We start from the raw sequence: 23807 nt of genomic DNA on the forward strand, positions 1-23807 counted from the left end.
GGGAATGCAGGTTGACACAGCAACAGGAGACCGGGTGTGTGCTGCGGCTGTTTGGTGCGCAGTCCACAGCGGTGGGCAAAACGGTGGAAAACTTTCCGCCCCAGTGGCGGGCTGCGGCCCAGTGGAAGAGCCGAGGTGCGGAAACGCTGGTGGCCCTGCAGGCGCAGAGCCCTTCCGGGCTGAAAAAGGCCGCGCAGGCCCTGCGGCAGGCGTTTTCGGCAGACCTGTACGGGGCAGGGGAGACCACTCTGCCTGCTGCCGTGGTGGAGGCGCTGGAACGGCACGATAAGCTGCTCATCTGCGCGGATGCTGCCGCCGGTGCCCTGCTGGAAGCCCGGCTTGAGAACCTGCCCGGGGCCGAGAAGGTCTTTGATTTTGGTGCGGTGAGCTATGCCAACCCCAAGACCGGCCCGCTGATCGAAAAGCGTGCCCGTGCCCGCCTGCCCAAGGACTGCACCGACCCGCTCCGACAGGCGCTGGCCCGGGCTCAGGCTGCCCGCCGCGTGGTGGGGGCGGATCTCTCTGCCGCCTGTGCCGAGCGGGAAAATGATTGTGTGCTGGTGCTCAGCTGCAGGAAGGGCTGCTTTCTGCGCACCGTCCCAGCGGGGGAGAACCCCGCCCTCTGGCTGCTGGATATCATCCGGCGCACGGCGGCAAACAAGCCTCAGGCTGAGGGGACGGGTTTCCTGCCTGCCTGCAGGGCTGCAAAGAAGGATGTTCTGCCCAGCCCCCAGCCCAAGCGGCATCCCCTGCGCCGGGTGTGCATGACGCTGCTGGTGCTGGCTCTGCTGGCGGCTCTCGCCGCGGTGGGGGCGTGGAAATATACCAACGGCAATTTCTACGCCCTGCCGGAACAGCTGCGCGCTCTGCTGACGGAGCACGTTCCCCGCCCGGGGGCGACATTGGTATAGGACCGACCCTCTCCGTCATTGCTGCGCAATGCCGGAGAGGGTCTTTTTTTCTAAATTAACAGAAAGTTCACCCAAAAAACGGATAAAATCTATCCATCGGGTTTGACGGGTTTTCAGCTTTGGTGTATCATATAAACAGTATGTGGTTTTTCCGCTGTTGGGCGGCCTGCCGCCCCGATTTTTGATAGATGAGGTGTAACAATGTCCCTTGCTGAAAAACTCTTTGGCAGCTTCTCTGACCGGGAGCTGAAAAAGATCAATCCCATTACCAAAAAGGTGCTGGCACTGGAAACAAAGTATCAGCCGATGTCCGATGCCGAGCTGCAGGCGCAGACCCCGGCCCTGAAAGAGCGGCTGGCAAACGGCGAGACGCTGGATGATATCCTGCCCGATGCCTTTGCTGTCTGCCGCGAAGCTGCCTGGCGTGTGCTGGGCATGAAGCACTTCCCTGTGCAGATCATGGGCGGCATTGCCCTGCACCGCGGCTCCATTGCCGAGATGCAGACCGGTGAAGGCAAGACCCTGGTGGCCACCCTGCCCGCCTACCTGAACGCCCTGACCGGCGAGGGCGTGCACATCGTCACCGTCAACGATTACCTGGCCAAGCGCGACAGCGAGTGGATGGGCAAGCTCTACCGCTGGCTGGGTCTGAATGTCGGCCTGATCGTGCAGGGCATTGATGGCGATGCCCGCCGCCGTGCCTACAACGCCGATATCACCTACGGCACCAACAATGAGTACGGTTTCGACTACCTGCGCGACAACATGGTGACCTATAAGGACAACATGGTGCAGCGCGGCCACGCCTTTGCCATCGTCGATGAGGTGGACTCCATCCTGATCGATGAGGCCCGCACCCCTCTGATCATCTCCGGCAAGGGCGAGGATTCCTCCAGCCTGTACACTCAGGTGGACCGCTTCGTCCGTACCCTGCACAAGAGTGTTGTGGTCGAGCTGGAAGATAAGGTGGAGGCCGATGAGCAGACCGACGGCGATTATGTCGTGGACGAAAAGCACAAGACCTGCACCCTGACCGCCAAGGGCATCCAGAAGGCCGAGGAATACTTCAAGGTCGAGAACCTGGCTGCCGCGGAGAACATGACCCTGGCCCACCACATCGATCAGGCCATCAAGGCTTACGGCGTGATGCAGAAGGATATCGACTATGTCGTGAAGAATGGCGAGGTCATCATTGTGGACGAGTTCACCGGCCGCCTGATGATCGGCCGCCGCTACAACGAGGGCCTGCATCAGGCCATTGAGGCCAAGGAGGGCGTGAAGATCGCCGCCGAGAGCAAGACGCTGGCGACCATCACCTTCCAGAACTACTTCCGCATGTACAAGAAGCTGTCCGGCATGACCGGTACCGCCAAGACGGAGGCCACCGAGTTCACCGAGATCTACGGCCTGAACATCGTCACTGTGCCCACCAACCGCCCCAACATCCGCAAGGATTACCCGGACGCGGTCTACAAGACCGTCAACGGCAAGTACAAGGCTGTTATCGAGCAGGTGCTGGAATGCCACAAGAACGGCCAGCCGGTTCTGGTGGGTACCGTCAGCGTGGAAAAGAGCGAGACGCTGGCCAAAATGCTGCAGAAGTACACCCGCGATTTCAATGTCCTGAACGCCAAGAACCACGAGCGCGAGGCTGAGATCGTGGCGCAGGCCGGCAAAAAGGGTGCCATCACCATTGCCACCAACATGGCAGGCCGTGGTACTGATATCATGCTGGGCGGCAACGCCGAGTTCATGGCCAAGGCCCAGATGCGCAGGGAACACTTCTGTGAGAACCTGCTCGACCCCGAAAAGCCGCAGGATGCCGACCCGAATGCGGTGGAGCTTCTGCTGACTGAGGCCGACGGCCACGGCGACACCAACGATGAAAAGATCCTGGCGGTGCGGAAACGGTTTGAGGAGCTGTATGCCCAGTACAAGCCGGCCATCAGCGCCGAGGCAGAGGAAGTGCGCAAGGCCGGTGGTCTGTTCATCATCGGTACGGAGCGGCACGAGAGCCGCCGCATCGATAACCAGCTGCGCGGCCGTGCAGGCCGTCAGGGCGACCCCGGCGCGTCCCGCTTCTACCTGAGCCTGGAAGATGACCTGATGCGCCTGTTCGGCGGTGACCGCGTTTCCAGCCTGATGGATACCCTCAAGCTGGACGAGGATACCCCCATTGAGAACCGGATGATCACCAGCACGCTGGAGAGTGCCCAGAAAAAGCTGGAGGGCCGGAACTTTGAGATCCGTAAGAACGTGCTGAAGTACGACGATGTGATGAACCAGCAGCGTGAGATCATCTACGGCCAGCGCCGCAAAGTGCTGGACGGCGAGGATATCAGCAATGAGATGCACAATATGCTGCGGGAGAACATTGATTCCAGCTGCAAGCAGTTCCTGGCCGGAGATGTGAAGGACGAGTGGGACTTTGGTGCCCTGCGCCGCCACTATCAGGGCTGGCTGACCACCGATGCCGACTTCCACTACACCGTGGCCGATTACGACAGCCTCTCCCAGAAGGGCATCGCCGATCTGCTCTACGACCGCGGAATGCAGATCCTGCAGGCCAAGGAGGTGCGGTACGGCGCACCGGTCATGCGTGAGCTGGAGCGCATCTGCCTGCTCAAGTGCGTGGACCGGATGTGGATGGATCACATCGACAACATGGATCAGCTGCGGCAGGGCATTTCTCTGCGCGGCTACGGCCAGAAGGATCCCGTGGTGGAGTACCGCATCGAGGGCTTTGATATGTTCGACCAGATGGTGGATTCCATCCGGGAGTCCAGCATCAAGATGCTGCTGACCATCGAGGTGCGGCAGGCCGGTGCAGCCCCCAAACGGGAGCAGGTGGCCAAGCCCACCGGCGAGGGCTTTGTGCCCGGCAACGGCGCGCCCGGTGTCAAGGGTGCCCCCAAGGGCCAGCCTGTCCGGGTCATCAAGATCGGCCGCAATGATCCCTGCCCCTGCGGCAGCGGTCTCAAGTGGAAAAAGTGCACCTGCGCCCAGTACCACCCCGAAGGAAGCAACGGCGGGGAAAATTGAGCTGGTAACTAAAAATAGTTGCAAGTAGAGAAAAACGTGCTATACTGGAAGTGGGATGAGGATATGGGGCAGAAAGAAAAGCTGATCGAGCGGCTGAAAGCCAAGCCAAAGACTTTTACCTTTGATGATGCCGAAAGCCTGCTGCGATATTTTGGGTATGAGCGCTCCAACAAGGGCCGTACCAGCGGTTCCCGCATTGTGTTCGTATCGGAACAGTATCCACCGATCTTGATGCATAAACCCCATCCCCGAAAAGAACTGCTGGAATATCAGGTCAAGCAATTGATTCAAATTCTGGAACAGGAGGGACTTCTGTGAATAACACGATGGAGTACAAGGGCTATGTTGGCAGTGTGGAGTTCTCGGAGGAAGATGGCCTGTTTTATGGCAAGGTCATGGGGATCCGGGCTCTGATCTCTTACGAGGGCAGCACCGCTGCAGAGCTGGTAAATGATTTCCACGGTGCAGTGGATGATTATCTGGCATTGTGCGAGGAAAACCACACCGAACCGGAACGTGCCTATAAGGGGAGCTTCAATGTCCGCATTTCCCCGGAATTGCACAAGCAGGCGGTCATTTTTGCAATGGCCCACAATATGAGTCTGAACAGTCTGGTGGAAAATTCCATTGAACAGGCTGTCCATGCAGGCTGAAAATCAAATAGAACGGGAGCTGACTGAAATGTTGACTGCAAAAGAACTGCTGGGCCGTGCCCAGGCGCTGGAACCCCAGCTGGTGGAGTGGCGGCGCACCCTGCACCGTCACCCGGAGGTGGGCTTTGATCTGACCCAGACCAAGGCACTGGTGAAAAAGGCCCTGACCGAGATGGGCTACGAGCCCAAGGACTGCGGCAAGGCCGGTGTCATTGCGCTGGCAGGCGGCAAAAAGCCCGGCAAGACCATCCTGCTGCGGGGCGATATGGATGCCCTGCCCATTCAGGAAGAATCCGGCGTGGATTACGCTTCCGAGGTGCCGGGCAAGATGCACGGCTGCGGCCACGATATGCACACGGCAATGATGCTGGGGGCCGCCCAGCTGCTCAAGGAGCACGAGGACGAGATCGAGGGCACCGTCAAGCTGGAGTTCCAGCCCGCCGAGGAGATCTTCCAGGGCTCCCCCGATATGATCGCCAACGGCCTGCTGGAAAACCCCAGGGTGGATGCGGCGGTCATGTTCCATGTGCTGGGCGGAATGCCCATCCCCGCCGGTGTGGTGCTGGTGCCTGCCTGCGGCGGCATCACCATGGCAAGCTGTGAGCAGTATCACATCATCGTCCACGGCAAGGGCGGCCACGGCTCCATGCCGGAAAAGTGTATCGACCCCATCACGGCGGCGGCACACATCCACATTGCCTTGCAGGAGATCAACAGCCGGGAGCTGGATGCCCACAGCTTTGGCGTGTTCACCACCGGCCGCTTCCAGGCAGGCGCGGCCTCCAACGTCATCCCGGATTCCGCCGAGATGTGGGGTACCATCCGCACCACCGACCCCGAGGGCGCAGTGACGGAGCTGCTGCACAAGCGGATGACCGAGATCGTGCAGGGGGTGGCCACGGCCTACCGCTGCACCGCCGAGATCACTTTCAGTGATTACTGCCCCTGCATGGTGGTGGACAAGGAGCTTGCCGGCAACGCCCTGACCTATATGGGTGAGCTGCTGGGCAAGGGCGCAATGGATATGACCCCGATGACCGGCGGCAAGCCCGGCGGCGGCAGCGAGGATTTCGCGTTCGTCAGCCATGAGGTGCCCACCGTGAGCATGTTCCTGACGGCGGGCAACGCCAACGAGGGTTACACCTACGGCCAGCATCACCCCAAGGTGAAGTTTGATGACAGTGTCCTCTTTGAGGGCAGCGCGGCCTATGCCTATATGGCCCTGCGCTGGCTGCAGGAGCACAAGTGATCGGATAAAAACGAAGACCTCCTCTGGAAACGGCCAGAGGAGGTCTTTCTATATTATGGGCAAAAAGGCCGAGCAACGGAAAAGCCTTTGCCTTATAAATCTGTCTTGTCTGCCTGCTCGATCAGGCTTCCAGGAACACTTTGCGCAGGGAGGTGTTGGTCTCCACGATCTTCACCAGCAGCACGCCCAGCACGGTGCAGCTGATGAGCTCACCGATGCCGACGGAGATACCGTTGGTGATGCAGGCCAGCCACAGCGGAGCGGAGGAAGAAGGATCTGGGAACATGACAGCGATCTCAATGCCGATGATGACAGCATTGAAGAGCACGGGCGGCAGGGAAGGCACGATGGCCAGACCCTTGAAGCGGACGTTCCGCAGTTTGTAAGTCACAACACAGGCCAGCAGGGTGGCCAGGGTGCCAAAGATAACATCCACGATGGTGGAGCCCAGCAGGTTTGCCAGGAAGCAGCCCAGCACCACGCCCACGATGTACTCGGCACCGAACACGGGCAGCAGGCAGAGGGCCTCGGCAACACGCACCTGCACTGCACCGTAGGAGAACGGCTGCAGCGCCATGCAGAGCACCACATAGAGAGCTGCGACCACAGCGCAGCGGGCCAGTTTGCGGACAGTAAAATTCTGATTCATAACAATACTCCGGCGGATGAATTTTGACCGCACAGGGACCGCCAGCCCTATGGGTTTGGCCCGGCATGGTTCGAGACACGCCGGGGAGCCTAAAATCCTAAGTTGCTCTTTCAGGTTGCCGCGCAAAAGCACAGCAAAAGGGAGTATAGCATAAATTGCCGCAAAATGCAACGGCCTGCAAACAAAAAAGAACTGCCGCAGTGGGCAGTTCTCAGAAAAAACTCAGCGTGCGTGGCCAACGTAGACCAGAGCAATGGTGTCGGGGCCGGTGTTGGCGGAAACAACGCCGCCCAGCGGGAAGGTGATGAGCGGGTCCTTGCCGAACGCCTTGCGGCAGGCCTTGATCAGATCATCCTTCTGGGGAATGTTGGTGTGGCCGATCATATAATCAAAGTCCTCCACACCCTCGCTGCGCTTTTTGGCCAGCTCCACCATGGCGGGCACGACCTTGTCATCGCCGCGCACCTTGGCCTCCACTTTGGTCTTTCCGTCGATCAGGGTGATGATGGGGCGGATGCCCATCAGCTCGCCCATGACAGCGGCGGCGGCAGAGATGCGGCCGCTCTTCTTCATCTGCTTCAGGCTGTAAGGTCCGAGGACGATCTCCATCTTGTCCATCTGGGTCTCGAACTCCTGAATGACGTGGCTGATCTCCGCACCATTCTGCAGCTTGCGCGCCATCTCGCAGACATACCAGCCAAAGGGCATGGAGTAGGTGTGCGGGTCCAGCAGATGGATCCGCAGGTGGTGCTCCGGGCGCTCCTCCCGCAGCATCCCCTGGGCCATCACGGCGTTGTTGTAGGTGGAGGAGCCGCTGCGGTTGATGGGTACATGGATCACATCGGTGTAGCCCTCGTCCACATACTGGCAGTACTTTTCGCAGAACTGGATGGGGGTGATGGCAGCCGTGGAGGGAATGCCCTTGGCGGCGCGCATCTTTTCGTAGAACTCCTCATTGGTGCAGCTCTCACGCTCGATATAGTCTACATCATCCAGCAGGATGTGAAAGCTCATAATATCAATGCCGTACTTCTCGGCCAGCTCCTGCGGGATATCGCAGGAGGAATCGGTCAGGATCGCGATCTTGCTCATAATGTCCCTCATTTCCATTCATATTCTCGCAGGCGGCCATGATCCAGCAGCTCCGGGAAATCCCACTGGCGCAGGACCTCGTACACACCCACAGCCACACTGTTGGAAAGGTTCAGGCTGCGGCAGGTATCCCGCATGGGCATCCGGATGCAGTGTTCCTGATTGGCCGCCAGCAATGCCTCAGGCAGGCCGGCATCCTCCCGCCCGAACACAAGGTAGGCCCCGTCCGGGTACTGGATGTCGGTGTAGCGCTGAGGTGCTTTGGTGGTAAAGTAGTAGAACGGGCCTTTGTTCCGGGCAAAGAAATCCTTCAGCCCATCATAGTAATTGATGTCGAGGTAGTGCCAGTAGTCCAGCCCGGCATGCTTGAGCTTTTTGTCATCGATGGCAAAGCCCATGGGCCCCACCAGATGCAGGCGGCAGGCCGTGCAGGCACAGGTGCGGGCCACGTTGCCGGTGTTCTGGGGGATGCGCGGCTCTACCAGAACGATGTTCAGGGTCGGTTTTTCGCTCATGGCGGCCTCCTCAGTCATTCCAGCTCACCGGGCAGAGCCGGGGCAGCAGGGGCTCGAACCAGACACCGTACCGGGTGTCCTGATCGGCGGGGGTCTGCTGAATGGCCAGCGAGACGAACTCGGCGGCGTTGTCGGCAGCGGCGCTCAGGGCGTTGCCCTGGATCAGCGAGCCAATGAGCACGGCACCGTACAGGTCACCCGTGCCCGGGAAGCTGCGGCTGATGTGCAGCTTTTTGATGACGAAGCGCTCGCGGCCGGAGCCTGCGCAGCCGATGTACTTGCCCAGTGCGAGGCCGGTGACCACCGCGCTGGGGGCCAGTGTCAGCAGCTCGTCGGCCAGCGCCTGAGCGGAAGCGTCATCGAATGCGTCGGTCTGGGGCTCCCGCTCCAGCAGCAGGGCGGCCTCGGTGGCGTTGGGCAGGATCAGGTCTGCCCGGCGGCAGAGCCCGCGCATCCGGTCGATGAGAGCCGGGGTCACTGTGGAGTAGGCCTTGCCGTTGTCCCCCATCACAGGGTCCACCACCTTGCGGGCAGCGGGCCAGAGGTCGAACGCCTTTTCAGCCAGCGCCACCTGCTCCTCGCCGCCTAAGTAGCCGGTGTAGATACAGTCAAACTCCACACCCAGCTCCCGGTAGTGCTTCAGAGCGGCCAGCCCGTAGGCGGCACCGTCCAGCCGTGCCGGTGTGCCCAGACCGCCCGTGTGGGTGGAGAGCACCACAGTGGGCAGGGCCACAGGCTGGCAGCCCATAACGGACAGCACCGGCAGGATGACCGCCAGGCTGCACCGGCCCATGCCGGAAAGGTCGTGAATGCAGAGAATTTTTTTCGGTTCAGTCGGTTTCAACAAAAAGGATCCTCCTTTGCGCCATCCACGGGCCGCACAGGACCCAGTTTCTCAGCGTATGATACAGTATACCACATTTTGCGGGACAAAAAAAGCGCATACCGGATTCTTTACAGGAAATACTAGCCACAGCGGCAAAAAATCACACAGTGGAAAGGAGAGAGCCACATGAAAAACACAAATCGTCAGCCTTCCTCCGGCAGTGTTCTGCTGGGCATGGCGGCAGGCGCAGCCCTGGGGGCCGTGGGCACCATGGCAATGGCACAGAACCAGCGGCAGGTCAAGCGCACCGCACGCAAGCTGGCCAAGGGCGCGGAACGCGCCATGAGCCAGCTGGATACCATGGTCACGGATCTCGTGGAGCGCAGGATGGGCCTGTGAGGAAAAACAAAAAGGCAGGGCCCGCGGGCTCTGCCTTTTTGCTTGCCATTTACTTCTGGTTCCAGATACACATCCGGGCGCTGGTGTTGATCTCGCCCAGGACCTGCAGGTCCATCTGAATGTTGCAGGTCACAAGGACCGATTTGTTCACATCGCTGCCGGTGAGCACCGAGGCGGGCAGGTTCTTGATGGTGAGCACCGCCGTGGTCTTGTTGAAATCACCGGTCAGGGTGCCGTCGTAGGTCACGTCACCGATGGTCAGGCCGGACAGATAGCCGGTGACACCCAGCTTGGATACCTGCATGACCGGCAGGGTCAGGGTGTAAGTGCCGTTGGCCTGCCGGGTGAGGGTGGCGGTGCGGTTGGAATCGATGCCGCTGTTGGCCATGGATTCCTTATCGGAGCGTTCTTTCCAGAATTTCACACCGACATTCTGGCTGCTGGCGGCACCGGCACTGACGGCCAGCACCAACAGCAGCACCAGCGAGATCAGCGCTGCGCCGGAGCGTTTGAATGTATTTTTCATAAAGATCAACCTTTCCTGGCCGCGCGTGTGCGGCCTGCTCTGGTGTCCTGTTGGGGCAGAACACAGGGTTTGTCAACGCTAAAATATCACGCCAGCGATAATATGTCAATCTGCTTCGTGAGCTTTTCACAAAAAAGTTTCACTTATGAAATCAAAAAGTAGAAAAAATATCCGCTCCCCTGTGCGGGAAGCGGATATTGTAAAACCTCTCAGGCTCTTTGCGCCAGATCCCGTAATAGGGGAGGCAAGCCGCAGGTGACGGAGAGATTACAGTTCAAAATTGGGGTCGTCCTTCAGAACGTGGATCTCGCTCATATAGGGGCTCTGCTCAGGGTCAGTGAAGGGAGCTTCCTTCATATACTTGTTCAGCTGGATGGCGGTGCGTGCGGGGTCGGCAATGGTGCCTGCGCCGCCGATGCAGCCGCCGGGGCAGCCCATGCCCTCCAGCAGGTAACCGTTGTACTTGCCGGCCTTGGCCAGCATCAGCAGCTTCTTGCAGTCGGCCAGACCCTGTGCAGAGGCGATCTTGACCTCCATATCGGGGTGCCATTCCTTGATCTTGTTGGCAACGGCATTGGCAACGCCGCCGGACTGTGCGAAGCCGCGGCCTGCAGCAGAGGCGGAGCAGAGTGCTGCCTCGTTCTCATCCACTTCCAGCAGATCGATGTCCAGATCCTTGCCCTCGATGATGCCGGCCAGCTCCTCAAAGGTCAGCACAAAGTCCACGTCAGAGCGGACGGTGCGGCGGGAAGCTTCCAGCTTCTTGGCGGCGCAGGGGCCGATGAAGCACATGCGGGCGGTGGGGTCTTTCTGCTTCATCATGCGGGCGGTGAACACCATGGGGGTCATGGTCATGGAGATGTTCTTGGCCAGAGCGGGGAAGGCGGTCTTTGCCATCATGCTCCATGCCGGGCAGCAGGAGGTGGCCATGAAGTCCAGCTTCCCGGGAACTTCCTCCAGGAAGTCGTGGGCCTCGTCCACGGTGCACAGGTCAGCACCAATGGCAACCTCCACCACATCGTAGAAGCCGATGGCCTTCAGGGCAGCCTTCAGCTTACCGGCAGAAGCCAGAGAGGGGAACTGGTTGACGAAGGCGGGAGCAACCAGAGCGTAGATGCGGTCGCCGCGGTTGAAGCCCTGGATCAGCTGATAAATCTGGCCCTTGTCGGCAATGGCACCGAAGGGGCAGTTCACCAGACACTGACCGCAGGAAACGCACTTGCTGTAATCGATCTCGGCACGGCCCAGCTCGTCAGAGTGGATCGCACCCATGCCGCAGGCAGCGGCGCAGGGACGCTCGGTCTTGACGATGGCGTTGTAGGGGCAGACAGTGGCACAGCGGCCGCACTTGATGCACTTTTCCTGATCGATGATGGAACGGCCGCTCTCCCAGGTGATGGCCTTCTTGGGGCAGACTTCCATACAGGGGTGGGCCAGACAGCCCTGGCACAGGTCAGAGACCTTGACCAGCTTCTCGGGGCAGCGGTTGCAGGCAAACTTGATCACGTTTACCAGCGGGGGATCATAGTACTTATCGGCAATGGAAGCATCCTCCAGGCCGGAGACCACACTGTTGTGCTCATCCATGCGGCGGGTGGGCAGGCCCATGGCCAGACGGACGCGCTCCTCGACGATGGCGCGCTCCAGGAAGATGTCCTTGCGCAGCTTGCCTTCCTCACCGGGGATGATGGTGTAAGGGATCTTGCGCATCAGGTGGTTGGCCTGCTCGCCCTTGACGTTGGCGTAAGCCATGCGGGCAACCTCGGTAAACACCTGACGGCGGATCTGGATGACCGTGGTATTGATTCCTCTAAAACTCATTCCAATCTCTCCTTGTTCAGAAACAGAAAACATCCCGTCCCACACTGGACTGCGGCAGGCGGAATTTGCTTTGCTCCGGGTCAGCTGGTGCCGCACCGCTGCAACCGGCGCTCTGACCCGGATATCCAATTTTATTTTAACATAAACGGGCCTGCGTGAAAAGAGAAAATTTCAAATATGTTAAAGAATTAGCAAATAGTACAGGATGCACAAGAATTAACGAACTTTTTTAGCAGAGTGCTGCACGGACGCGCTCGCCATCGTACTCGCCCAGCCTGACGTGAACGATCTCGCCGCTCTTGTGGCCGGGGGCAGAGACCACCACCGGGATGTACAGCCGGGTGTAGCCTGTGAACAGCGTCTCGGAGAGGGGCGTTTCCAGCAGGACCTCGTCCTCGGTGCCGACATGAGCGGCCAGTACTTCCCGGCGGATCTCCTCGGCCAGCGCGTTCATCTCGCGGCTGCGGGCCTGCTTCTCCCGCTCATGCACCTGCGCCGGAAAATCATAAGCCGGGGTGCCGCTGCGGCGGGAGTAGGGGAACACATGGACCTTCAGGAAGCCGATCTTCCGGAGGAAGGCACAGCTTTCCTCAAAGTCGGCCTGGGTCTCACCGGGGAAGCCGCAGATGCAGTCGGTGGTAAAGCTGACAGGGCGCTCCCCATAGGCGGCGCGGATCTGGTCCACCACCTGGGCGTACTGCTCTGCGGTGTAGACCCGGCGCATCCGGCGCAGGGTGGAGGTACAGCCGCTCTGCAGGCTGAGGTGGAACTGGGGGCAGAGCTTTTCCACCGCTGCCAGCCGGGTGATGAACTCCGGGGTCAGCATGTCGGGGTCCAGGCTGCCCAGACGGATCCGCTCGATGCCCTCCACCTGAGCGCATTTTTCCACCAGATCCACCAGATTGGTCCCGGTGTCCAGACCGTAGCTGGGCAGGGAAATGGCGCTGAGCACGACCTCGCGGTAGCCGGAGGCGGCCAGCTGGCGCAGCTCCTTCAGGATGCTGTCCTCGGCGCGGCTGCGCACCGGGCCGCGGGCGCGGGGGATGACGCAGTAGGCACACTGGCGGTTGCAGCCGTCCTCCACCTTGATAAAGGCGCGGGTGTGGGTCTCGAACCGCTCCACGGGCAGCTCCTCAAACAGCTCGCCCCGCTGGTGGGGCGTAACGGCAACGATACGCTCGTGGCCGTCCAGCAGCTTGAGCACATTGTCCAGGATGGCCTTGCGGTCTCCGTTGCCGCAGACGAGGTCGGCCTCCATGAACTGGGCAGCTTCCTCGGGGAAAGCCTGAGGATAGCAGCCGGTGAGCACGGTCACGGCACCGGGATTTTCGCGCTTGGCGCGGCGCAGCCACTTGCGGCTCTTCTGGTCACCGAAGTTGGTCACGGTGCAGCTGTTCACCACAAAAACATCCGCTTCTTCGCCCTCCGGCACGATGGTGAAGCCAGCGCCCCGGAACATCTGCTCCAGCGCGCCGGTCTCGTTCAGGTTGACCTTGCAGCCAAGGGTATAAAAACAAACTCGCATAAAAATCCTCTCAGATAAACGGTCTCGCCCTCTCCGTCAGCGCTGACGCGCTGCCACCTCTCCCGAAGGGCGAGGCTTTGGCAATCCATGCAAAGTTACTGGTTTTGTCAAAAGCTCTCCCTTTGGGAGAGCTGGACGCGAAGCGGCCTGAGAGGGTGAGCCAGCTAAAGTGTTTATAAACTCTCCTATTATAGCAGATTTTCCTCCCGTAGAAAAGGGCATTGACCCCTCTTTTTTTGCATAGAATGCAACCAGAGACTTTACGCGGGGAGGTACGAGGAATGGAACGGAGAAATTTGGCCCTGCTCTGCGCGGGGGTGCTCTGCTTCTGGCTGTTTGCGCTGGCTGTGGGTACGGCACAGGGGGCCGGGCTGCGGGTGGCCATTGGGGGAACGGGACCGGCAGTGCAGGCGGATGCCCCGGCGGTGCTGACGGCGGCTCCGGCCAACAGCGGGCTGCAGCTGGAATGCCGGGCGGCAATCCTCATGGAACCGGAGACAGGCCGTGTGCTCTACGAGAAAGCACCGGATGAGCGGATGCCCATTGCTTCCATCACCAAGCTGATGACCCTGCTGCTGACCTTTGAGGCCATCCGCGGTGGAAAACTGACCCTCGATACCCCCGTGCCGGTGAGCGAACACGCTTACCACATGGGCGGCAGTCAGATCTGGCTGGAGCCCGGGGAGCAGTTCACGCTGGACGAGATGCTGCGGGCCATCTGCGTTTCCTCAGCCAACGATGCCGCTGTGGCAGTGGCCGAGCTGGTGGGCGGCAGCGAGCCGGTGTTCGTGGAACAGATGAACGCCCGGGCGGCGGAGCTGGGGATGACCAACACCACCTTCCGGAACGCCTGCGGGCTGGACACCGAGGGCCATCTCTCCACGGCGCGGGATGTTGCCGTTCTGAGCCGGTACCTTCTCAATACCTGCCCGGAGCTGCTGCACTATACCGGCATCTGGACGGACAGCCTGCGGAACGGCCAGACCCAGCTGGTGAACACCAACAAGCTCCTGCGCCGGTACAGCGGCATCACCGGGCTCAAGACCGGCACCACCAGCGGGGCGGGGGTCTGCATCAGCGCCAGCGCCACCCGGGACGGCCTGACCCTGATCGCCGTGGTGCTGGGGTCACCCTCCAGCGCCGACCGGTTCCACTCCGCCACCACCCTGCTGGACTACGGTTTTGCCAACTATGCCGCCGCCCCGCTGCCCACCCTGCCGGAGCGCCCGCTGGCGTTGGCCGTAAAGGGCAGCGCCGAGGACAGCGTGCCGCTGGATTACGCCGCCCTGCCCGAGACGATCCTGATAGAGAAGGGAACGGCCTCTGCCCTGCGGGCTGAGCTGACCCTGCCCGAGGCGCTGGAAGCCCCCGTGGAAAAGGGGCGGACGGTGGGAAAGGTGAGCATTTTTCAGGATGATACCTTATTGAATGAATACGAAGTAAAAGCGGCCGCGGATGCCCCGCTGCTGACCTTTGGCGGCGCGCTGGAGCTGTTGTGGCAGTGCCTGCTGGGAGCATAGCGGGCAAAAGAAACACATCACCGAATAAAAGCGGTTAGCAGGAACAAAGCAGCGTTGGCGGGCCTGAACAAAAGATGTCAGGACAGCCAAAAGAACACTATTAAAATTGTATGAAATCCGGGGATTTTGGCCTTGACTTTGCACGATTGGAACGGTACACTTATACTAACAAAACCCTCAGGGAGCACGTCCCGTAAAAACGTTTGGAGGTTCTGATAGAATGAGCGTCGTTCTGAATACAAAGCACCTCTCCAGTTTTATCAACGAAGAGGAATATAAGGCCATTTATCCTCAGGTGGAAGCGGCTCACAACCAGCTGGAAGCCAAGAATGGCCCCGGCAATGATTTCCTGGGCTGGATGTACCTGCCCCGCGATTACGACAAGGAAGAGTTTGCCCGCATCAAGGAAGCTGCCAAGAAGATCCGTGAGGACTCCGAGGTGCTGGTGGTTGCCGGCATCGGCGGCAGCTATCTGGGTGCCCGCGCTGTGATCGAGGCCGTCAAGGGCCTGTACCACAACGAGCTGGAGGATGGCCCCAAGATCTACTTCTGCGGCAACAGCATCAGCCCCAGCTATCTGAATGATATCATTGCTCTGTGCAAGGGCAAAAAGTTCTCCATCAATGTCATCTCCAAGTCCGGTACCACCACCGAGACCAGCCTGGCGTTCCGCGTTCTGCGCAAGCTGCTGGAGGATGAGATGGGCGTTGAGGAAGCCAACAAGCGCATCTATGCCACCACGGACCGTGCCAAAGGCACCCTGAAGCAGCTGGCTGACGCGCAGGGCTGGCCCACCTTCGTGGTTCCTGACGATGTGGGTGGCCGCTACTCCGTTCTCTCCGCTGTGGGCCTGCTGCCCATCGCTGCCGCCGGGATCAGCATCGACGAGCTGATGAAGGGCGCATCCGATGCCATGGAGCGCTTCTCCGTGCTGAGCCCGGACAACGACGCTTACAAGTATGCCGCCATCCGCAACATCCTGTACCGCAAGGGCAAGGCTGTTGAGATCCTGGAGTGCTACGAGCCCAACTTCACCCTGATGAACGAGTGGTATAAGCAGCTGTTCGGCGAGAGCGAGGGCAAGGACAACAAAGGCCTGTTCCCCGCAAGCTGCATCTTCTCCACCGACCTGCACTCCATGGGTCAGTTCATCCAGGAAGGCTCCCGCATCATGTTCGAGACCATCGTGGATGTGAAAAAGCCTGCGCAGGATCTGTTCATCGAAGAGCTGAAGGGCAACTTCGACGGCCTGAACTTCCTGGCGGACCAGAATATGAGCGTGGTCAACCGCAAGGCCATGGAGGGCACCATCCTTGCCCACACCGACGGCGGCGTGCCTGAGGTACTGATCGAGGTGGACGACCTGACTGCTTATAATGTAGGCTACCTCATCTACTTCTTCTGGCGTGCCTGTGCATGCAGCGGCTACCTGCTGAGCGTGAACCCCTTCAACCAGCCGGGTGTCGAGAGCTACAAGAAGAACATGTTCGCTCTGCTGGGCAAGCCGGGTTACGAGAACCTGACCGCCGAGCTGGAAGCAAAGTTGAAGTAAGCAGGAAACAAAAAATGATCTCCCGCCGCAAGGCGTGGAAAATACAGGAGGACAGAACTATGATTAAACTGATTGTTGGTACCAAGGGCTCCGGCAAGACCAAGGCAATGATCGACCAGATCAATGACGCGGTCAAGACCTCCAAGGGCAACGTCGTCGTCGTGGAAAAAGGCATGAAGCTGACTTACGACATCGCCCCCGCTGCACGTCTGATCGATCTGGATGAGTATAAGATCGCCGGCGGCGAGATGCTGTACGGCTTTGTTGCCGGCCTGATGGCAAGCAACTACGATATCACCGACCTGTACATCGACGGCATCCTGAAGGTGCTGGATCACGATATCAACCGTCTGGGTGCTGTGCTGGACGAGATGGCCGCCATTGCAGGCGATTCCGTCAAGGTCACTGTTACTGTCAGTGCTGACGAGGCTGCTCTGCCCCACGACGTGAAAAAGTACCTGTAATTTTCTGAACTGAGCGCATTCCAACGGGCAGGAAACCGGAAAATCAAAATTTTTTCGGTTTTCTGCCTGTTTTGGTGTTGACAAAGGTTGGCTTTGGCGCTATACTAACAAAGCAGCCTTTTATGAGGTGTACTATGCAATTTGACCTGAGAAAGTTTATCGCAACCGGCACACAGCCTTACCATGCAGAGTTTCCCTGTGATTTGTCTGCACGGGACTTTGCCGGTGCAAGGATCGAACAGCCTGTGACCGCCAGCTTTACCGCTGAGCCGGACGGCGACGAGGTCCGGATGACACTGCGGGCAAAAGCATTGGTGCACGGAGAGTGCGCCCGCTGTCTGGACCCGGTTGAGCGGGAAGAGACAGTTGAAGCGGAGTGGACAGCAAAGGAGCGGGATCTGGATGACCCGGATTTCGAGCTTCCGCTGGACGAAAAAGGACATCTGGATGTGGATGAATGGCTTGCCCAGGAGTTTATGTTCCAGATCCCCACGGTGCTGCTTTGCAGCGCCGACTGCCCGGGGTTATGCCCCCGGTGCGGCAAGAAGAGGGCAGATTGTACCTGCCTGCCGGAGGAAGACAAAGCCGCTCCTGTTGACGCAAGGCTCGCGATCCTCAAATCACTGCTGAACTGAGAAACCCATCAAGGAGGTGCAAAAATATGGCAGTACCTAAGAGACATCTTTCCAAGGCCCGCCGCGACAAGCGTCGCAGCAATGTTTGGAAGCTGGAGGCCCCCGCACTGGTCAAGTGCAGCAACTGCGGCTCTCTGAAGCTCCCCCACCAGGCATGTGGCAACTGCGGTTACTACAAGGGCGAGGAAGTCATCAAGAAGGCCTAATTTGCGCAAAATTGGTGGCACATTGGTGTTATGTTGAGAAGGGGATGGCGCAATGCCTTCCCCTTCTTTCTTTTGTCCGAAACCTCTCCGTCATCCCTGCGGGATGCCACCTCCCCTAATAGGGGAGGCCTTGGCAGCCGGATGAAGCTTACTGGATACGCCAGAGGCTCCCCTACTGGGGGAGCTGGCGGGCGCAAGCCCGACTGAGAGGTTGTACGAAGGCAGATCTAACGGAAAGCAGGTGAAGTGAAAGTGTCTATCAAGATCGACCGCATCGACGCGGGCAGCGAAGCCGAGGCGCTGGGCCTGCAGCCCGGCGATGAGCTGCTGAGCGTGGATGAAAATGAGCTGAACGATACGCTGGACTATGATTTTTATACCGACAGCAGCAGCTTTCACCTGAAGGCAAAGGTTGCCAACGGCATCCGGGAGTGGGATGTCCGGCGCGCGGAGCGCGGCCCCTTTGGATGCGATTTCTCCACCTATCTGGGCGACCAGAAGCATTCCTGCTCCAACCACTGCATGTTCTGCTTCATCGACCAGCTGCCCCCCGGTATGCGCGAGAGCCTGTATTTCAAGGATGATGACGAGCGGCTGAGCTTTCTGTTTGGCAACTACATCACCATGACCAATATGCAGGATCACGAGATCGACCGCATCATCAAGATGCACATCTCGCCCATCAACATTTCGGTGCACACCACCAACCCCCAGCTCCGTGTCCGGATGCTGGCCAACAAGCGGGGCGGCGAGGTGCTCAAGTACCTGCCCCGTCTGGTGGAGGGCGGCATCGCCGTCAACTGTCAGCTGGTGCTCTGTCGGGGCATCAACGATGGCGAAGAGCTTCGCCGCACCCTGGGCGACCTGCTGGAGCTGACCCCCATGGTGCAGAGCATTGCCGCTGTGCCCTGCGGTGTGACGGATTACCGCCAGAATCTGTTCAAGCAGATCCCCTATGATGCCGAGACCAGCGCCGCTGTCATCGACATTATGGAGGAGTTTGGCGATGAGTGCAAGCGCCGCCACGGCAAGCGCATCATCTACCCCAGCGATGAGTGGTATCTCAAGGCGGGGCGGCCCATCCCCCCAGCGGAGTTCTATGAGGACTTTGACCAGCTGGAAAACGGCGTGGGCATGATGCGCCTGTTCGAGGATGAATTCCGGGCAGAGCTGGACAGGCCCCACCGCATCTACGGCACCAAGCAGATCGATGTGGTCACCGGCACCATGGCAGGCCCCCTCATCACTGAGATGATGGACGAGCTCCACCGCCAGTACCCCATGATCGATGTAAAAGTTCACGTTGTCAAGAATAATTTCTTTGGCGGCAACGTGGGCGTGGCGGGGCTTGTCACCGCCACCGATATCATTGCCCAGTGTGAGGGAAAGCTGAAAAGCGGCACCCTGGGCATCCCCGCTGTCATGCTGCGGGAAGAAAAAGATACGTTCCTCGATGATATGACCATTGCCCAGCTGGGCGAACGGCTGGGGGTCAAGGTCGAGGTGCTGCCGGTGGGCGGCGGCGATGAGGCAAAAGCCCTGCTCCGCACCGGCCTGCATATTTCGAGAAGAAGAAGAGCATAACGAAAGGAGGAACCCCCTATGAGCAAACCCATCGTAGCAGTGGTTGGCCGCCCCAACGTGGGCAAGTCCACCCTGTTCAATAAGCTCTGCGGCCAGCGTCTGGCCATCGTGGAGGATACCCCGGGCATCACCCGCGACCGCATTTTTGCAAACTGCGAGTGGAGCGGCCACGAGTTCATGCTGGTGGACACCGGCGGCATCGAGCCCAAGGCGACCGAGGGTATTCTGGCCCACATGCGTGAGCAGGCAGAGATCGCCATTGACACCGCTGACTGCATCATCATGGTGGTGGATGTCCGCGACGGCCTGACCGCCGCCGACGAGGAAGTGGCCCACATGCTGCGCCGCAGCCATAAACCCATCATCCTGGCTGTCAACAAGTGCGATAAGACCGGCGAGGCCCCCATGGAGCTCTACGAGTTCTATAACCTGGGCTTTGACGAGGTGATGCCCATCTCGTCCGTGCACGGTCACGGCACCGGCGACCTGCTGGACGCTGTCTGCGCCCACCTCGATTTCAGCGAGACCGTGGTGGAGGAGGACCGCATCCCCGTTGCCATCATCGGCCGCCCCAATGTGGGCAAATCCAGCCTGACCAACCGCATTCTGGGCGAGAACCGGATGATCGTTGCCAACGAGGCCGGTACCACCCGTGATGCCATTGACACCCCCGTGGACAACGCCTACGGCAAGTTCATCTTTACCGATACCGCCGGTCTGCGCAAGCGGAGCAACATTTCTGACGGCCTTGAACGCTATATGGTCGTGCGTGCACTGGCCGCTGTGGAGCGCAGCCGCGTGGCCCTGATCCTGGTGGATGCCACCGTCGGCTTTACCGAGCAGGACAGCAAGGTGGCCGGTTATGCCCACGAGCAGGGCAAGGCCTGCATCATCGTTGTCAACAAGTGGGATGCTGTGGAGGGCAAGGAGACCAACACCATGGAGCATCAGCGCCGGGATTACGCCGATTGCTTCAGCTTCATGGGGTATGCGCCCATCATCTTCATTTCGGCCCAGACCGGCTATAACGTGAACAAGCTGATGCAGCTGATCCGTGACGTGGATGCCCAGAACGGTGCCCGCGTGCCCACCGGTGTCCTGAACGAGATGCTGGCCCGCGCTACCGCCCGGATGCAGCCGCCCAGTGACAAGGGCCGCCGCCTGAAGATCTTCTACCTGACCCAGGCTTCCACCCGTCCCCCGACGTTTGTGGCCTTCGTCAACTCCAAACAGCTGTTCCATTTCAGCTATCAGCGGTATCTGATCAACCAGATCCGGGAGAACTTTGGTCTGGAACATACGCCCATCCGCCTGGTGATCCGTGAGCGCGGCACCGGCAGCGTCGGCGCAAAAGATGTGTAACAGGGGAGGCGGCTGTTGATGATGACCTTCTTCATCGTTCTGGCTGCCGCTGCGCAGGCTTACCTGCTGGGCAGCGTGGACACCGGCATCCTGGTCAGCAAGTACCTGTACCACGATGATGTCCGCAATCACGGCAGCGGTGCGGCCGGTATGACCAACATGCTGCGCACCTTTGGCAAAAAGGCAGCGGCGCTCACCGCCGCAGGCGATGTGCTGAAAGGCGTTGCCGCTGTCTGCATCGGCCGCTGGCTCTTCGGGTTCCTGCCCGCAGATGCCGCCGTTTCGCCCTATCTGGGCGTGTATCTGACTGCCATTCTGGCCGTGGTGGGCCACACCAAGCCCATCTATTTCGGCTTCAAGGGCGGCAAGGGCGTGCTGGTGGCGGGAGGGGCCATCCTGGCGATCCAGCCCATCCTCCTGCCGGTGCTGACCGTTGTTTTTCTGCTCTGCCTTGTGCCCACCGGCATGGTGTCGCTGGGCAGCATTGCAATGGCGGCATCCTATCCGGTGCTGACCCTCATCTACGGCCTGCTCAAGGGCTTTGCCGTTGGCGACCTCATCGTCTGCGTGGTGGGAGCTGCCATCATGGGCGGCATGGTCATCTGGATGCACCGGGCCAATATCCAGCGCATCCGTGAGGGCAAAGAGTACCGCTTTGGTTCCAAGCACAAGCAGTAACCTGAACAAAAAACAACAGCGCATCCTTCGGGCAGAGCCTGCCTGCGGGATGCGCTGTTTTGCGTGGAGGGGGCTATGCCCGGTCGATGTGCCTGCACGGTCCAGTTTAATGAAAAAACTTTGCAAAAAAGGTTGACAAAGGGCGGTGCAGCTGGTATAATAATTCACGTCGCAGGACACGAACCGAATATGTGGGGGATTAGCTCAGCTGGGAGCCCGGTTGGTATCAAAACACACCCCCAGTCAGATGGTCCTGCGACAATCAATTCCCAACAAAAAACTCCATCCAAGAGGTTCGCTTCTTGGATTTTATGGGGGATTAGCTCAGCTGGGAGAGCGCTTGCATGGCATGCAAGAGGTCACCGGTTCGATCCCGGTATTCTCCACCAAAAAAGCACTGTACTTCGTTTGAAGTATGGTGCTTTTCTTTTTGATTTCTTGGAGGCTACGGAAAAAATCAGTCAAAAGTCTGATTTTGCAGGCGCATGGACGGCAACCCCCAATTCTTGCTGTTTCGTTGTTTTTGAAAATACTTGTTCGATGCCCGACTGTTTTGCAGGCGGACGTATCACTCCCCCTCGATGTACGGAGTAAGGTCGAAGTTGAACGAGATGTTGATCTGGTATCCGCGATATACGTCTACCCTGCGGATGAGCTGGTTGACGATCATCTTCTTCGCTTCAAAATTTGCACTGTCGTACAGGTCAGCATAAGAAATCAGTTCATCATACAGCCGCGACACTTTATCCATCAGCTCAGCCGTTTTCTCCAGTTCTTCACTGGCCGCTTCGCAAAGGTTTTCCAGCTCCGTGAGTTTCTCTTCCTGCGCTGTAATCATTTCGGCAAGGGTTTCTCTCGGTAACACGCTTTCACCTTTGATGCAAGCTAAAACCTCGGTTTTCAGTGCCAACAGGTCTTTTTCTGCCTTGTTCCGCTGTGTCTGAAGGTCTTGCAGATGATTCTTGCGTTCCGCATTCTCTTTTTCATAGCGTTTTGTAACGATCTGCTCTTTGGGGATACCCCTCATCTTGGAGAAAATCTGGCGGACAGCTTTATCAATGATCTCATCCAGAATGTGGACGGTATATCCCGTCTGCCCGGTGCAGTTGGTCTGCTTGCGGAGCTTTCCGTAACAGGTATAGCGAATACGCAGCGTATCGTCTAACGAACCATCTGCCATTTTTCGCCATTTACGGCTGCTGGTCAGTTCCAGTTTTGCACCGCAGTGTCCGCAGTAAGCGTTGCCGGCAAGCAGCGACTTCCCATGGATGTTCAAAGGAAGGCGATTTTCGGCTTCCGCAGTTGAGCGCACAGAGCGTTCATTCCGAATGCGCTGTGCGTTTTCAAACTGTTCCTGCGGGACAATCTGCAAATCCGGCATCAATTCTGACCGTGCATCCCCACAACGGAGAACGCCGGTGTAGGTCAGGTTTTGTACCATCCCCCGAATACTGGATGGGTGCCAGCACTTTCCAGACCTTGCGCGATAGCCAGAATTGTTCAGATAGGTAGCAATGTGCTGCGGGCCGTAGCCCTCATACACATACTTGTCAAAGACAATCCGCACTACGGCAGCTTCCTGTTCGTTGATGTGCAGTTCGTACAGTTCATGCTTGCGCTTGTTGATACGCCCACTCCGTACAAGGTCATAGCCATAAGGCGCATTTCCGCCCTTGAAGTGACCTTCTTCTACAAGCTGGCGCAGACTGGTGCGGGTACGGACGGAAGTCTTTTCGCTTTCTCCGTCCGCCTGCCAGAATCGGATGTAGTTCAGCAGTTTGTCAGTGTGGTTGTCGAAACGCTGCTCACCCTCTTGGGTACTCCATACCCGGATGCCGTTCCGTACAAACCATTCCACAACAAAGGGCGTTTCATCTGCGATACGACCGATACGGTCGAACATGAATACCAGCAGGATATCGAACTTGCCCTTTCGGGCATAGTCCTTGATGATCTGGAGCTTGTCGCGGGCGGCGGCCCGGACTTTGTGGCCGGACACGCCTTCTTCCTGTTCTTCATGGACGATGACCCAGCCCTTCGATTCAGCGAATTTATGGCAAGCCTTTCGCTGCATGGGCAGGTCTGCTTCATGGTTGGAGTTGAAATCCACCTGCTTATCGGTGGAAACGCGGTACAAGCAGCACACGCGATTGTTATTTCTTGTCATTGTAAATTCCTCACTTTCATCATAAAAGTGGGGATAGGCTTTATTTCGTTGTCAAAGAACGTCCGGCAATGGCTCGGTTTGTAATATCGCCCGTTACCGCACTCAGTATAGCGTTTGATTCTGCATTCGTCCATGATGTCAACCTACCTTCTTCGTATAGCTGGTGGCAAGCAGGATGTTCCGAATGCGCTCAAACGCTTCCGGGTTGGGTTCCTTGGAAAAGCTAAAAACGACAGGATAACCGTTGATTACATGATATTGCCGGTCGGCATCACGGTCAGCCGCAGGAAGGTTCTCTGCGACCTGTGAAAATTTATCGATCATAAGATTGTAACTCCTATTATGAATAAATGCTGTTGTCTTAATATGTAACAATGGGCATCTGCGTTGTGCGGATGCCCATTGTCTTTAAGGAGAGATTCCTGTAAATG

The 23807-nt window shown here is 58.7% G+C and carries 23 protein-coding genes, 1 tRNA gene and 1 riboswitch; of the genes, 15 read left to right on the forward strand and 9 right to left on the reverse strand.

Features of this window, described 5'->3' with window-relative positions:
• Nucleotides 1-11 precede the first annotated feature (11 nt).
• The 5 genes from ACKXGA_RS13200 to ACKXGA_RS13220 all read left to right on the forward strand — a co-directional run bounded on the left by ACKXGA_RS13200 (nucleotide 12) and on the right by ACKXGA_RS13220 (nucleotide 5855).
• Nucleotides 12-911 (forward strand): CinA family protein, encoded by a 900-nt coding sequence (locus ACKXGA_RS13200; protein ID WP_423729673.1) that lies wholly within the window; start codon nucleotides 12-14, stop codon nucleotides 909-911.
• Nucleotides 912-1112: 201 nt separating this feature from the next.
• Nucleotides 1113-3953 carry a preprotein translocase subunit SecA gene (gene secA / locus ACKXGA_RS13205; RefSeq protein WP_423729674.1) on the forward strand — a complete coding sequence of 947 codons (2841 nt, stop codon included), beginning with the start codon at nucleotides 1113-1115 and terminating at the stop codon, nucleotides 3951-3953.
• A 63-nt stretch (nucleotides 3954-4016) separates the two neighbouring features.
• A complete protein-coding gene (locus tag ACKXGA_RS13210; RefSeq protein WP_097770846.1) occupies nucleotides 4017-4271 on the forward strand; it encodes a type II toxin-antitoxin system HicA family toxin in 255 nt (84 codons plus the stop codon).
• Nucleotides 4268-4606 carry a type II toxin-antitoxin system HicB family antitoxin gene (locus tag ACKXGA_RS13215; protein ID WP_097770847.1) on the forward strand — a complete coding sequence of 113 codons (339 nt, stop codon included), beginning with the start codon at nucleotides 4268-4270 and terminating at the stop codon, nucleotides 4604-4606. Before ACKXGA_RS13210 ends, ACKXGA_RS13215 begins: the two co-directional genes overlap by 4 nt.
• Before the next feature lie 28 nt (nucleotides 4607-4634).
• The gene (locus ACKXGA_RS13220) at nucleotides 4635-5855 is read left to right on the forward strand and encodes a M20 metallopeptidase family protein (protein ID WP_117534973.1); all 1221 of its coding nucleotides are present in this window, start codon (nucleotides 4635-4637) and stop codon (nucleotides 5853-5855) included.
• Nucleotides 5856-5976: 121 nt separating this feature from the next.
• Here ACKXGA_RS13220 and ACKXGA_RS13225 read toward each other — a convergent pair whose 3' ends face one another.
• The 4 genes from ACKXGA_RS13225 to ACKXGA_RS13240 all read right to left on the reverse strand — a co-directional run bounded on the left by ACKXGA_RS13225 (nucleotide 5977) and on the right by ACKXGA_RS13240 (nucleotide 8958).
• Entirely contained in the window at nucleotides 5977-6504 is a 528-nt protein-coding gene (locus tag ACKXGA_RS13225; RefSeq protein WP_035394114.1) for a QueT transporter family protein, read from the reverse strand.
• A gap of 7 nt (nucleotides 6505-6511) precedes the next feature.
• Nucleotides 6512-6612, reverse strand: a riboswitch (PreQ1-III riboswitch).
• Nucleotides 6613-6726: 114 nt separating this feature from the next.
• The gene (locus ACKXGA_RS13230) at nucleotides 6727-7614 is read right to left on the reverse strand and encodes a DegV family protein (RefSeq protein ID WP_097772649.1); all 888 of its coding nucleotides are present in this window, start codon (nucleotides 7612-7614) and stop codon (nucleotides 6727-6729) included.
• Nucleotides 7605-8111 carry a tRNA (cytidine(34)-2'-O)-methyltransferase gene (locus ACKXGA_RS13235; RefSeq protein WP_423729675.1) on the reverse strand — a complete coding sequence of 169 codons (507 nt, stop codon included), beginning with the start codon at nucleotides 8109-8111 and terminating at the stop codon, nucleotides 7605-7607. Before ACKXGA_RS13235 ends, ACKXGA_RS13230 begins: the two co-directional genes overlap by 10 nt.
• Before the next feature lie 10 nt (nucleotides 8112-8121).
• Nucleotides 8122-8958, reverse strand: coding sequence for a bifunctional hydroxymethylpyrimidine kinase/phosphomethylpyrimidine kinase (locus ACKXGA_RS13240; protein WP_227611539.1), 837 nt, complete (start codon nucleotides 8956-8958; stop codon nucleotides 8122-8124).
• 165 nt (nucleotides 8959-9123) lie between these two features.
• Here ACKXGA_RS13240 and ACKXGA_RS13245 point away from each other — a divergent pair, with 165 nt between their 5' ends.
• Nucleotides 9124-9336, forward strand: coding sequence for a hypothetical protein (locus ACKXGA_RS13245; protein WP_423729676.1), 213 nt, complete (start codon nucleotides 9124-9126; stop codon nucleotides 9334-9336).
• 49 nt (nucleotides 9337-9385) lie between these two features.
• Here the strand turns inward: ACKXGA_RS13245 and ACKXGA_RS13250 are convergent, their stop codons facing one another.
• From ACKXGA_RS13250 to mtaB, 3 genes are all read right to left on the reverse strand, one after another.
• Nucleotides 9386-9862 carry a pilin gene (locus ACKXGA_RS13250; RefSeq protein WP_156068737.1) on the reverse strand — a complete coding sequence of 159 codons (477 nt, stop codon included), beginning with the start codon at nucleotides 9860-9862 and terminating at the stop codon, nucleotides 9386-9388.
• A gap of 267 nt (nucleotides 9863-10129) precedes the next feature.
• A complete protein-coding gene (locus ACKXGA_RS13255) occupies nucleotides 10130-11683 on the reverse strand; it encodes a 4Fe-4S dicluster domain-containing protein (RefSeq protein WP_423729677.1) in 1554 nt (517 codons plus the stop codon).
• 229 nt (nucleotides 11684-11912) lie between these two features.
• A complete protein-coding gene (mtaB, locus tag ACKXGA_RS13260; RefSeq protein ID WP_423729678.1) occupies nucleotides 11913-13208 on the reverse strand; it encodes a tRNA (N(6)-L-threonylcarbamoyladenosine(37)-C(2))-methylthiotransferase MtaB in 1296 nt (431 codons plus the stop codon).
• A gap of 281 nt (nucleotides 13209-13489) precedes the next feature.
• On the opposite strand from mtaB, the gene ACKXGA_RS13265 reads away from it, so the two are divergent.
• From ACKXGA_RS13265 to ACKXGA_RS13305, 9 genes are all read left to right on the forward strand, one after another.
• Nucleotides 13490-14728: a D-alanyl-D-alanine carboxypeptidase family protein gene (locus tag ACKXGA_RS13265; protein ID WP_117476278.1), complete on the forward strand. Its 1239-nt coding sequence runs from the start codon at nucleotides 13490-13492 to the stop codon at nucleotides 14726-14728.
• Nucleotides 14729-14948: 220 nt separating this feature from the next.
• On the forward strand, nucleotides 14949-16280 hold the full coding sequence (locus tag ACKXGA_RS13270) for a glucose-6-phosphate isomerase (protein ID WP_097770853.1): 1332 nt from the start codon (nucleotides 14949-14951) through the stop codon (nucleotides 16278-16280).
• A 59-nt stretch (nucleotides 16281-16339) separates the two neighbouring features.
• On the forward strand, nucleotides 16340-16744 hold the full coding sequence (locus ACKXGA_RS13275) for a hypothetical protein (RefSeq protein ID WP_035394124.1): 405 nt from the start codon (nucleotides 16340-16342) through the stop codon (nucleotides 16742-16744).
• Between the two features lie 134 nt (nucleotides 16745-16878).
• On the forward strand, nucleotides 16879-17379 hold the full coding sequence (locus ACKXGA_RS13280; protein WP_215666415.1) for a YceD family protein: 501 nt from the start codon (nucleotides 16879-16881) through the stop codon (nucleotides 17377-17379).
• Between the two features lie 26 nt (nucleotides 17380-17405).
• Nucleotides 17406-17585, forward strand: coding sequence for a 50S ribosomal protein L32 (gene rpmF / locus ACKXGA_RS13285; RefSeq protein WP_005920250.1), 180 nt, complete (start codon nucleotides 17406-17408; stop codon nucleotides 17583-17585).
• A 252-nt stretch (nucleotides 17586-17837) separates the two neighbouring features.
• Nucleotides 17838-19169 (forward strand): DUF512 domain-containing protein, encoded by a 1332-nt coding sequence (locus ACKXGA_RS13290; RefSeq protein WP_423729679.1) that lies wholly within the window; start codon nucleotides 17838-17840, stop codon nucleotides 19167-19169.
• Between the two features lie 18 nt (nucleotides 19170-19187).
• A complete protein-coding gene (der, locus tag ACKXGA_RS13295) occupies nucleotides 19188-20531 on the forward strand; it encodes a ribosome biogenesis GTPase Der (RefSeq protein WP_117476275.1) in 1344 nt (447 codons plus the stop codon).
• Between the two features lie 18 nt (nucleotides 20532-20549).
• Nucleotides 20550-21209 (forward strand): glycerol-3-phosphate 1-O-acyltransferase PlsY, encoded by a 660-nt coding sequence (plsY, locus tag ACKXGA_RS13300; RefSeq protein ID WP_117476274.1) that lies wholly within the window; start codon nucleotides 20550-20552, stop codon nucleotides 21207-21209.
• Nucleotides 21210-21522: 313 nt separating this feature from the next.
• Nucleotides 21523-21598, forward strand: a tRNA-Ala gene (locus ACKXGA_RS13305).
• Between the two features lie 179 nt (nucleotides 21599-21777).
• On the opposite strand, the gene ACKXGA_RS13310 is transcribed toward ACKXGA_RS13305, so the two are convergent.
• Nucleotides 21778-23376 carry a recombinase family protein gene (locus ACKXGA_RS13310; RefSeq protein WP_423729680.1) on the reverse strand — a complete coding sequence of 533 codons (1599 nt, stop codon included), beginning with the start codon at nucleotides 23374-23376 and terminating at the stop codon, nucleotides 21778-21780.
• Nucleotides 23377-23514: 138 nt separating this feature from the next.
• A complete protein-coding gene (locus ACKXGA_RS13315; RefSeq protein ID WP_015565653.1) occupies nucleotides 23515-23700 on the reverse strand; it encodes a hypothetical protein in 186 nt (61 codons plus the stop codon).
• Between the last annotated feature and the right edge of the window lie 107 nt (nucleotides 23701-23807).

Origin of the sequence: Faecalibacterium hominis (ex Afrizal et al. 2022) (genome assembly GCF_049545105.1) — a bacterium.
GTDB classification, from domain to species: domain Bacteria; phylum Bacillota; class Clostridia; order Oscillospirales; family Ruminococcaceae; genus Faecalibacterium; species Faecalibacterium duncaniae.